Below are 11,039 nucleotides of genomic sequence, written 5' to 3' on the forward strand. Positions count from 1 at the left end.
CATGTTCAGCAAGGTCCTGATTGCCAACCGCGGCGAGATCGCCGGGCGGATCGGCAGAACATTGCGCCGCATGGGCATCTCTTCGGTCGCGGTCTATTCCGACGCCGACCGTTTCACCCGGCCGGTGCTCGACGCCGACGAGGCGGTGCGGATCGGTCCTGCGCCCGCCGCGGAGAGCTACCTCAATGTCGATGCGATCATGGCGGCGTGCCTTGCCACCGGCGCGCAGGCGGTGCATCCCGGCTACGGCTTCCTGTCGGAGAACCGCCGCTTTGCCGAGCGGCTCGCCGGGCACGGCATCAAATTCATCGGGCCGCGGCCTGAGCATCTCGACGCCTTCGGTCTCAAGCACAAGGCGCGGGAGATCGCCGAGCGCAGCGGCGTGCCGCTGCTGCCGGGCTCGGGCCTGCTGGAGACCATCGACGAGGCGGTGCAGCAGGCCGAAACGATCGGCTTCCCGGTGATGCTGAAGAGCACGGCGGGCGGCGGCGGCATCGGGATGCAGCTGTGCCACGACATGGCGACACTGCGCGAGCGCTTCGAATCAGTGCAGCGCACGGCGCGGGCCAGCTTCGGCGATGCCCGGGTCTATCTCGAGCGGTTCGTCGCCAGTGCCCGCCATATCGAGGTGCAGATCTTCGGCAATGGCAAGGGCGGCGTGGTGGCCCTCGGCGAACGCGATTGCTCGCTGCAGCGGCGCAACCAGAAGGTCTTTGAGGAGACGCCCGCGCCGGGGCTGTCCGCCGACATCCGCCGGCGGCTGCATGCGGCCGCGGTGTCGCTCGGCAAGGCCGTGTCTTATGAATCTGCCGGCACGGTGGAGTTCATCTACGACGTCGAGCGCGACGATTTCTATTTCCTCGAGGTGAACACCCGCCTGCAGGTCGAGCATCCCGTCACCGAGCAGGTCACCGGCGTCGACCTCGTCGAATGGATGATCCGGCAGGCGGCCGGCGAGGACGTGCTCGGCCAGGCGGGCGCGCTCACGCCAAAGGGAGCTGCGATCGAGGTGCGGCTCTATGCCGAGAATCCGGGCGCGGGCTTTCGCCCGAGCGCGGGCCGCCTGACGCAGGTCAGCTTTTCGCCGGATGCGCGGATCGACGGCTGGATCGAGACCGGCACCGAGGTGTCGCCGTTCTACGATCCGATGCTGGCCAAGATCATCGTTTCAGCCGAGACGCGCGAGGCCGCGATCGCCCGGCTTTCGAAAGCGCTGGACGATACGGTCGTCGCCGGCATCGAGACCAATCTGGACTATCTGCGTGCGATCGCGGCGTCCGACGTGTTCCGCAGCGGGCAAGTGGCGACGAGTGTGCTTGGCGAATTCGGCTATCGCCCCCGCACCATCGACGTTGTCGCGCCGGGCGCGCAGAGCGGCGTGCAGGAATTGCCCGGCCGGCTGCATCTCTGGCATGTCGGCGTGCCGCCGAGCGGCCCGATGGACGAACGGTCGTTTCGCCTCGCCAATCGTCTGGTCGGCAATCCGGAGACGACGACCGCACTGGAGCTGACGGTCAACGGGCCGACCTTGCGCTTCAACACCGATGCGATCGTCGCGCTGTCGGGCGCGCAGATGAAGGCATCGCTCGACGGCGCTGATGTCGCCTACGATGAGCCGCTCGCCGTGCGCGCCGGCCAGACGCTCGCGATCGGCAGCATCAAGGGCCCTGGGCAGCGCACCTACCTCGCCGTGCGCGGCGGCATCGACGTACCCGAAATTCTCGGATCGCGTGCTGTGTTTGCGCTCGGCGCCTTCGGCGGCCATGCGACGGGATCGCTGAAGGCCGGCGACGTCTTGCATATCGGTGCCGAGCCATCGGGCCTTGCGGCGCCGCGGCGCGCCACGGAACACGAGCGGCCGCAACTCACATCGGCGTGGCAGATCGGCGTCGTCTACGGCCCGCACGGCGCGCCGGATTTCTTCCTCGACGAGGATATCGAGACGCTGTTCGCGGCGAGCTACGAGGTGCATTTCAACAGCGCCCGCACCGGCGTGCGGCTGATCGGGCCGAAGCCGCGCTGGGCGCGCGCCGACGGCGGCGAGGCCGGGCTGCATCCGTCGAACATCCATGACAACGCCTATGCGGTCGGCTCGATCGACTTCACCGGCGACATGCCGATCATTCTCGGGCCCGACGGACCGAGCCTCGGCGGCTTCGTCTGTCCGGCCGTGGTCGCTCGCGACGAGCTATGGAAGGTCGGCCAGCTCCGGCCGGGCGACACGGTCCGCTTCGTGCCGGTCAAACGCGACGATCCGGTTGCCGGCCCCACGGTGCTGCGCGCGCCCGAGCTCGGATCGGCGATCATCGGTCGGAATGACGACGGCCCGATTCCGGTGGTCTACCGCCGCGCCGGCGACGACAATCTGCTGGTCGAGTATGGCCCGATGGAGCTCGACATCGCGCTGCGGCTGCGCGTGCATGTGCTGGCGCAGGCGCTGGAAGAGGCGAAGCTCAGTGGCCTGATCGATCTGACGCCCGGCATCCGCTCGCTGCAGATCCATTATGACGGCACCGCGTTGTCGCGAACGAAGCTGCTCGACGTGCTCAGGCGGATCGAGCGCGAATTGCCGCCGGTCGACGCGATGCGGGTGCCGAGCCGCACCGTGCATCTGCCGCTGTCGTGGCGCGATCCGGAGGCCGAGCTTGCGATGCGCAAATATCAGGAGTTGGTGCGCGCCGATGCGCCATGGTGTCCGTCGAATGTCGAGTTCATCCGGCGCATCAACGGACTTGCGAGCGAGGACGATGTCCGCCGTATCGTGTTCGACGCGGATTATTTCGTGCTCGGCCTCGGCGACGTCTATCTCGGCGCGCCGGTGGCGACGCCGCTCGACCCGCGGCATCGGCTGGTGACCACGAAGTACAACCCGGCGCGGACCTGGACGCCGGAGAACGCGGTCGGCATCGGCGGCGCCTATATGTGCATCTACGGCATGGAAGGGCCGGGCGGCTACCAGCTGTTCGGCCGTACCATCCAGGTCTGGAACACCTGGCGCACCACGCGGGTGTTCGAGCCGGGCCATCCCTGGCTGCTGCGGTTCTTCGACAAGATCCGCTTCTTCCCGGTCGACGCCGATGAACTCCTCGACGCCCGCGCCGCGTTCCCGCAAGGGCAGTATGACATCAGGATCGAAGAGGGCGAGTTCTCCTACGCCGACTATGCCAGGACACTGGCCGACGCCAAGCCGTCAATCGCCGCGTTCAAGGCAACGCAGCAGGCCGCGTTCGACGCCGAGCGCCAGCGCTGGCGCGAGATGAAGCTCGACGAGGCGCCGGCTGAAACGATCGATGCGGCAGCCGCCGCGACGGGGATTCCCGACGGTCAGATCGGCGCGTTCTCCGAAGTGCCCGGCAACATCTGGAAGGTGCTGGTCGAGGAAGGCGCCAAGGTCGCGGCCGGCGACGTGCTGGCCATCATCGAGTCCATGAAGATGGAGATCTCCGTGCACGCACCCGCGGCGGGCCGCATCGCCTCGGTGCCGGTGAAGCCCGGCCAGACGCTGCGCGCGGGCGATGTCGTGGCGTTGCTCCGGCCGGGCTAGGGTGGCTACAGTCGCGCTAGTCCTTGGGATCGGCCGGTGGGACGAGCGGAGCGGGCGTCTCGGCCTCTTTCTCCACCCGCTGCCGGCCTTGATGATCAATTGACGCGTTTTGCCTTAGCGCCCGATCGATCTTCATCCTCACGCGGCGTGCCGCCAGCAATCCCAGGACCGCCTGAACCGTTCCCGAATAGTTGCGATCGCCGATGGAGAACGAGTAACGCCAGGTGCCGGCGGTCTCGCCTTCAATGATCGTGTAATGAATTGAACGATGAATGCCGCTATGCTGGGCAGGTGTTTGTCCAACCACGACCTAGCTCATATGGCTGTTCGCTTGGGCACCAATCGCCTGTCCCAGCGAATTTGCATGCTTGACCAAGCCCATGACGCGTTCGCCCCTGCGCGGGCCCATTGGAAGCTGACTGCCGTCGTTTCAAGGCAGAAATGGAGTGGCCGCGGAGCAATCGGCTAGACGATTTGCGCCCGTTGCGTCTTGTGATCCTGGGTCGTTAAATTGCGAGATGGTGTCAGACCGGATGCCTCGTACCCATGAGCTCGTTTGACATAGGTCAAAATACGATCCCGGAAGCTCCCGACGTTGAGCCACGAACACAGTTCGGTGCCGAATGAAAGCCGCCACACGCGTTGCTAGCGCCTTGCCGTCGATACCGAGCTCTGCCGGGGGAATCGCGCGTCTCGCATGTGCCCGGCTGCGCGATGCGCAGGTTGATCCGGTCCCGATCGTGTCAGCTGCAGGCCTGGAAATCGACGACGTCGAGGACCGCAAGCGCCGCATCGATGCACGAGCGCAGGTCAGGCTGCTCGAACTCGCCGCAAGGGAATTGCAGGACGACTGCTTCGGACTCCATCTGGCTCAAGGCTTCGAGCTGGGCGAGATCGGGCTTCTGTACTACGTCATGGCTTCATCGGAGCATCTCGTTGACGCCTTGCAAATCGGCGGACGCTACTGCGCGATCAACAACGAGGGTGTGCGGTTGCGAAGCTCTCTGGATCGCGGCTTCGCCATCGGGTTCGAATATGTCAACATCGATCGGTCGTCGGATCGTCACCATGCGGAATTCTGGCTGGTTGCGCTGATCCGTATTTGCCGCGTACTGACTGACGGCAGGCTGGTCCCAAAGCAAATCAAGTTGAAGCACTCCAGACGAGAAACGCCGTCGGATGTGCGATCTCTTCTTGGATGCGAGATCGAATTTGCAGCGGACAGCGACGAGCTCTTGTTTCCGTCCCGGATCGGCGCATTGCCTGTCGTGGGGGCCGATTTGCATCTCAACAGGATGTTGCTTCAATATGCCGACGAAGCGCTTCGTAACCGGGCACCGAGACGAAGCAGCGTGCAGTCACGCGTCGAAGGACACATCGCCCAGTTGCTTCCGCACGGCAAAGCCAATGCCGAGGCGGTCGCGCGTCGTCTTGGCATGAGCCGGAGAACTCTCGCTCGCGCATTGTCGTCGGAGGGGGTGGACTTCTCAGACGTTCTCAAGGCGTTTCGAATTGCCCTTGCCCGCCATTACCTCGAAGATGAGGAGCTGCCGATTTCCAAGATCGCATGGCTATTGGGCTACAGCGAGGTCTCTTCCTTCACGCATGCGTTCGTCCGCTGGACCGGCCTCACGCCGAGGGCCTATCGCAGCTCGAATGGCGATCGGTGATGGGCTGACACCAGCTCTCAACTAGCTGGCACAGACGAGCAAGACCTGGCGGAGCGTACTCCGCTAGGGCAGTCCCATGCAGTCGAACCTCTTTTCCCAGCTCGCGTGTCGCTGTCGCCGCGCTTCGACCGTGGTTTTCGGCCCCATGACCGGGGACGACTGGCTATTCCTGGCTTCGATAATTTGTTTCCACAGTCTCTTGGTCGCGCTGGTCTGGGTCGTGTTCGCGAACTGACTGATGGCGCTGCTACGTCGACGTTCGATTGCTTCGTCGATCGCCGTCACCCGCCTCACACCTCGAGCCATTCCTCGCGAACGGCGGCATTGCTCTTGAGCTGGTCGGGGGTGCCTTCGAACACCACGCGGCCGTGGCCCATGATGTAGACCCGGTTCGAGATCTTCATCGCGATCGACAGCTTCTGCTCGACGAGGAGAATCGCAACGCCGGCTTTCGCGATCCGCGCGATCAGCTCGCCGACCTGCTGCACGATCAGCGGCGCCAGGCCTTCGGTCGGCTCGTCGATCATCATCAATTCGGGGTCGCCGAGCAGCGTGCGGCAGGTGGTCAGCATCTGCTTCTCGCCGCCTGACAGCACGCCCGCCGGCGTGTCGGCGCGCGCGGCGAGGTTCGGGAACATGTCGAGCATCTCCTGCAGCCGCCACTTGCCGGGGCGGCGCGGGTCCTTGATGCCGAGGATCAGGTTCTGGCGAACCGTCAGGCTCGGGAAGATGTCGCGATGCTCCGGCACATAGCCGAGCCCGAGGCGTGCGATCTTGTGGCTCGGCAGGCCCGCGATATCCTGGCCCTTGAAGCGGATGGTGCCCTGCGGCGGCACCTCGCCCATGATCGCCTTGACGGTGGTGGAGCGGCCGACGCCGTTGCGCCCCAATAGGCTGACGACCTCGCCGGCGGCGATGTCGAGATCGACGCCCTGCAGGATGTGGCTCTTGCCGTAATAGGCGTGAAGATTCCTGACCTCGAGCATCAGTCGACCTCCTCGCCGAGATAGGCTTCCTTGACCTTCGGGTTGCCGCGGATCTCCTCCGGCGTGCCGGAGGCGATGATGTGGCCGTAGACCAAGACCGAGATGCGGTCGGCGAGGCCGAACACCACGCTCATGTCGTGCTCGACGATCACGAGCGTGCGCCCCTCGGTGAGGCGGCGGATCAGCGCGACGGCGCGCTCGGTCTCGGCGTGGCTCATGCCCGCGGTCGGTTCGTCCAGCATGATGACGCTGGCGCCGCCCGCGATCGTGATGCCGATCTCGAGCTCGCGCTGCTCGGCATAGGTCAAGAGGCCCGCCGGCACGTCGCGGCGGTGGCTGAGATGGATGTCGTCGAGGATCTGCGCGGTGCGCTGCTTCACCTCGGGCAGATTGTCGACGTTCTTCCAGAACGCGTAGCGGTGGCCAGTCGCCCACAGCACGGCGCAGCGGACGTTCTCCCACACCGTCATGCGGGCGAACACGTTGGTGACCTGGAACGAGCGCGACAGCCCGCGCCGGTTGATCTCGAAGGGCCGCAAGCCCGAGGTCACCTCGCCGTTGAGGCGGATCTCGCCGGAGGTCGGCTTGATGTGGCCGCTGATCAGGTTGAACGTCGTCGACTTGCCGGCGCCGTTGGGGCCGATGATGGCGTGACGTTCGCCCTTGGCGACGCTCAGGTTGAGATCGCGGATGATGGCGACATTGCCGAAGCTCTTCTCGACGGCGTTGACTTGGATGGCAGCGGTCATGCGAGATACCCCCGGTCACGGGCCACCGTCGCGGCGCGGTCCCAGGCTTCCGCAACGCGCCGCCAGGTGATGCGCGCGACCAGGAAGCCGCCGACGAGCAGGACCGCCGCGGCCGCCCAGGTCGTCGGCGCCGTGGCGACGAAGGGAACGCCGAGCAGGTTGATCACATCGCCGCCCGAGAAGCGCGCAACGGTTTCGATGGTCAGGATGATGCCGAGCGCCAGCGCCAGCGTCGGGATCGTCGCGACCAGATAGGACGGGATCACGGAACGAAGCGTTCCGGCGCGGATCAGCGGGCGGTGCTTCATCAGGATGCCGGCGATGCCGCCGGGTGCGAACATCACGATGCCGATGAAGATGATGCCGAAATAGAGCTGCCAGACCGAGGTGACGCTGGTCAGCCCGAGCTGCAGATAGGTCACCAGGATGGCGCCGAGGATCGGACCGAAGAAATAGGCGGTGCCGCCGATGAACGCGGAGAACAGCACGAGGCCCGACTGCGTCGCGCCGAGATAGGCCGAGTTGGCGATCTCGAAATTGATCGCGGTCAGCCCGCCGGCGATGCCGGCGAAGAAGCCGGCGAACATGTAGGCGAGATAGCGCACCACATGCGGATCGTAGCCGATGAACTCGACGCGCTCCGGATTGTCGCGCACCGCGTTGCAGATCCGCCCGAGCGGCGTGCGGGTCAGCGCATACATCGCGATCGCCGACACCATCACCCAGAACGCGATCAGGTAATAGACCTGGATCTGCGGCCCGAAGGTCCAGCCGAACATCGGCATCAGCGAGGTGCGGTCGGTGGTGATGCCGGATTCGCCGCCGAACACGCTACGCAGGATCAGCGACGACGAGGCGACCAGCTCGCCGATGCCAAGCGAGATCATCGCGAACACGGTGCCGGCGCGCTTGGTCATGACCCAGCCGACGAGGAGGGCGAACGCCATGCCGCCGATGCCGCCGACCAGCGGGATCACCGGCAGCGGGATCGGCCAGTTGTGGCTCGCGACCGCGTTCATGACATGCACGGCGAGGAAACCGCCGAGGCCGTACTGCACCGCGTGTCCGAACGACAGCAGCCCGGTCTGGCCGAGCAGGATGTTGTAGGACAGCGCGAAGATGATCGCGATGCCGATCAGGCTGAAGGAGGTCAGCGAGCCGCCGGTGCCGAACACCAGCGGCAGCACGACCAGCGCGACCGCGGCGAGCAGCCAGACACCATAGACGCTCAAGGCGCTGCCGGGCTCCTGCTTGGCCGCAGCGATGGAGGGCGTGGAAGCGTTGCTCATGACTCGCGCGTCCCCAATAGGCCCATGGGGCGGAAGATCAGGACCAGCACCAGCAGCACATAAGGCAGGATCGGCGCGATCTGCGCGATCGTGACGTTCCAGATGTCCGTGAGCGGCGAGGGGCCGAGGCTCGGATCGAGCGGGCCGAACACGCTGGCGAGCGAGCCGTTCAAAGCAACTGCAAAGGTCTGGATCAAGCCGATCAGGAGCGAAGCGATGAAGGCGCCGGGCAGCGAGCCGAGGCCGCCGAACACGATGACGACGAACAGGATCGGGCCGAGCAGCGCGGCCATGTCGGACTGCGTCACCAGCGAGGGACCGGCGATGACGCCGGCGAGACCCGCAAGGGCGCTGCCGACGCCGAACACCAGCATGAACACGCGTCCGACATTGTGGCCGAGATGGCCGACCATGCTCGGATGGGTCAGCGCGGCCTGCACGATCAGGCCGACGCGCGTCTTCTTCAAGGTGACCAGCAGCGCGATGAAGATCACGACCGAGATCACCAGCATGAAGATCTTGTAGGCGGGGTAATTGGTGGAGAACACGGTGAAGGCCGGGAAGTCGAGCGCCGCCGGGACGCGGTAGTCGACCGGGCTCTTGCCCCAGATCATCGAGACGATCTCTTCGATCGCGAAGGCTAAACCAAAGGTCAGCAGCAGTTCGGCGACATGGCCGTGCTTGTGGGTGTTGCGCAGACCGTAGCGCTCGACCGCCATGCCGACCGCGCCGACTAGCAGCGGCGCCAGCACCAGGGCCGGCCAGAATCCGATCCAGCGGGTGAGCTGAAAGCCGAAGAACGCGCCGAGCATGTAGAAGCTGGCATGCGCGAAGTTCAGCACGCCCATCATGCTGAAGATGACGGTGAGCCCGCTGGACAACAGGAACAGCAGCATGCCGAACAGGACGCCGTTGAGCGTCGAGATGACGATCAGCTCAGCCACGGCGCACTCGCTTGAGACTGGAACGGTTCACGTGATCAAAGACCTGTCGAAGGAAAGGAGCTTACCTGTCATTCCGGGGCGGTCCGCAGGACCGAACCCGGAATCTCGAGATTCCGGGTTCGGTCCTGCGGACCGCCCCGGAATGACGGGAGAGAGGCGGCCGATCAGGGCCGCTTCATGTTGCAGGTGGTCGGAAGCATCGTCTGCGCGGTGTCGATCTTGGACACGATGCGCCAGCCCCAGCCGGTGTTTTCCTCGTCGAACGGCTCCTTGGTCTTGTCGGCCAGCGCGCCGAACGAGGAGATGTAGATCGGCTGGAAGAACTGGTGGTCGTCCTTGCGGATGAAGCCCTCGCCGCCGTCGAACACTTCGAACTTCATGCCTTCGAGTGCGGCCGCGACCTTCACCGGATCGATCGAATTGGCCTTCTCGGCGGCCGCCTTGAACATCCGCATCTCGTTGACCGCGCGCGGATACCAGACGGAAATGCCGGTCTTGGCGCGGAAGTCCTTCTCGAAATCCATCGCCGCCTTGTTGCCGGAGTTCGGGACGCCTTCGCTGATCTGGAACACCTGGCCCTCGAGGCCGGCCTGCTTGACTGCGGTCGGTCCGCCGGCGCCGCCGGCATAATAGGTGTACCAGTTGACCTTGAGGCCGGCGTCAGCCGCCGCCTTCAGCAGCAGCGCGAAGTCCTGGCCCCAGTTGCCGGTCACGACGGTGTCGGCGCCGGACGCCTTGATCTTGGCGATGTAGGGCGAGAAGTCGGTGACTTTGAGCATCGGGTGCAGTTCGTCGCCGACGACCTGGATATCCGGCCGCTTTTCGCCCAGCATCTTGCGCGCCGTGGTGCGCACCGACTGGCCGAACGAATAGTCCATGTTGATCAGGTAGACCTTCTTGATGGACGGCTGGCCCTTCATGTAGTTGGTCAGCGCTTCCATCTTGATGTCCGAGTTCGCATCCCAGCGGAAGTGCCAGTAGCTGCACTTCTCGTTGGTCATCGCCGGATCGACCGCGGCGTAGTTGAAGTAGAGCACTTCCTTGCCGGGGTTGCGCGAATTGTGCTTGGTGACGAAGTCTTCCAGCGCCGCGCCGACCGACGAGCCGTTGCCCTGGGTGATGTAGTGGACGCCGGCGTCGACCGCCTTCTGCGCCTGCACCAGGCTTTCCTGCGGATTGGTCTTGTTGTCGAGTGGGACGATCTCGACCTTGTGGCCGAGGATGCCGCCCTTGGCGTTCAACTCGTCGGCGAGATACTGAAACGTCTTCAGGCCGCCTTCGCCAACGCTGGCGCCGCCGCCGGAGAGCGGATCGATATAGCCGATCTTGATGGATTCCTGCGCGGACGCCGCGCCTCCCAACACCGTCAGCGCTGCCGCGGCGGCAACGATCAGCCTATGCATCCTGCGTTCTCCCTTGCTCGTGTTTCTTGATCTTTAGCGATCGAGGCCGTCTCATAACCCCAATCGCCGAGCCTTCGCAACTTTCGCTTTGAATACTGCGTCAAGTTTTAGCAGAAGGTATTATGATGTTATAGGCCATATGTCGCCGGAATCGGGCGCAGTTTTGAATTACAGGTAAACTTTTGGATGGGGCTCACGCTTATTCTCGGTTCCGAACCGGCGTCGTCCGTCTCCAAAACCTCCCCTTGAAAAGGGGAGGTCGCTTCGCTCGTTAGAGCGAAGCGGGTGGGGATCGGCTGTCTCCACTTGGAGCGTCGCCTGCGGCTGACCCCCATCCCGACCTTCCCCCTTTCAGGCAGGGGTGTCCGGGGAATGATTCACTGTGTCGCGGTGCATGCTCGGCAGGACCGAGGCAAATCGGTCTTTTCTGGTTGTCGAGACACAGAGGGCCGAG

The 11,039-nt window shown here is 64.8% G+C and carries 8 protein-coding genes; 2 read left to right on the forward strand and 6 right to left on the reverse strand.

Features of this window, described 5'->3' with window-relative positions; all coding sequences use genetic code 11:
- The first annotated feature begins 1 nt into the window (after window position 1).
- Window positions 2-3,544, forward strand: coding sequence for an urea carboxylase (uca, locus tag ACZBJS_RS20825; RefSeq protein WP_463439079.1), 3,543 nt, complete (start codon window positions 2-4; stop codon window positions 3,542-3,544).
- Window positions 3,545-3,560: 16 nt separating this feature from the next.
- Here uca and ACZBJS_RS20830 read toward each other — a convergent pair whose 3' ends face one another.
- Window positions 3,561-3,851: a hypothetical protein gene (locus ACZBJS_RS20830; RefSeq protein WP_168858482.1), complete on the reverse strand. Its 291-nt coding sequence runs from the start codon at window positions 3,849-3,851 to the stop codon at window positions 3,561-3,563.
- A gap of 316 nt (window positions 3,852-4,167) precedes the next feature.
- On the opposite strand from ACZBJS_RS20830, the gene ACZBJS_RS20835 reads away from it, so the two are divergent.
- Window positions 4,168-5,214, forward strand: coding sequence for an AraC family transcriptional regulator (locus ACZBJS_RS20835; protein WP_316398666.1), 1,047 nt, complete (start codon window positions 4,168-4,170; stop codon window positions 5,212-5,214).
- A 290-nt stretch (window positions 5,215-5,504) separates the two neighbouring features.
- Here ACZBJS_RS20835 and ACZBJS_RS20840 read toward each other — a convergent pair whose 3' ends face one another.
- The 5 genes from ACZBJS_RS20840 to ACZBJS_RS20860 form a co-directional block, all read right to left on the reverse strand.
- Window positions 5,505-6,200 (reverse strand): ABC transporter ATP-binding protein, encoded by a 696-nt coding sequence (locus tag ACZBJS_RS20840; protein ID WP_050385202.1) that lies wholly within the window; start codon window positions 6,198-6,200, stop codon window positions 5,505-5,507.
- Complete coding sequence (locus tag ACZBJS_RS20845; protein WP_028332917.1) at window positions 6,200-6,949, reverse strand: ABC transporter ATP-binding protein; 750 nt, start codon at window positions 6,947-6,949, stop codon at window positions 6,200-6,202. Before ACZBJS_RS20845 ends, ACZBJS_RS20840 begins: the two co-directional genes overlap by 1 nt.
- Complete coding sequence (locus tag ACZBJS_RS20850; RefSeq protein ID WP_316398667.1) at window positions 6,946-8,238, reverse strand: branched-chain amino acid ABC transporter permease; 1,293 nt, start codon at window positions 8,236-8,238, stop codon at window positions 6,946-6,948. Before ACZBJS_RS20850 ends, ACZBJS_RS20845 begins: the two co-directional genes overlap by 4 nt.
- Window positions 8,235-9,182 carry a branched-chain amino acid ABC transporter permease gene (locus ACZBJS_RS20855; protein WP_016847025.1) on the reverse strand — a complete coding sequence of 316 codons (948 nt, stop codon included), beginning with the start codon at window positions 9,180-9,182 and terminating at the stop codon, window positions 8,235-8,237. The genes ACZBJS_RS20850 and ACZBJS_RS20855 overlap by 4 nt, the downstream gene beginning before the upstream one ends.
- A gap of 164 nt (window positions 9,183-9,346) precedes the next feature.
- The gene (locus ACZBJS_RS20860) at window positions 9,347-10,585 is read right to left on the reverse strand and encodes a branched-chain amino acid ABC transporter substrate-binding protein (RefSeq protein ID WP_057017914.1); all 1,239 of its coding nucleotides are present in this window, start codon (window positions 10,583-10,585) and stop codon (window positions 9,347-9,349) included.
- Window positions 10,586-11,039 lie beyond the last annotated feature (454 nt).

This window comes from Bradyrhizobium sp. KZN70725 (assembly GCF_055264925.1).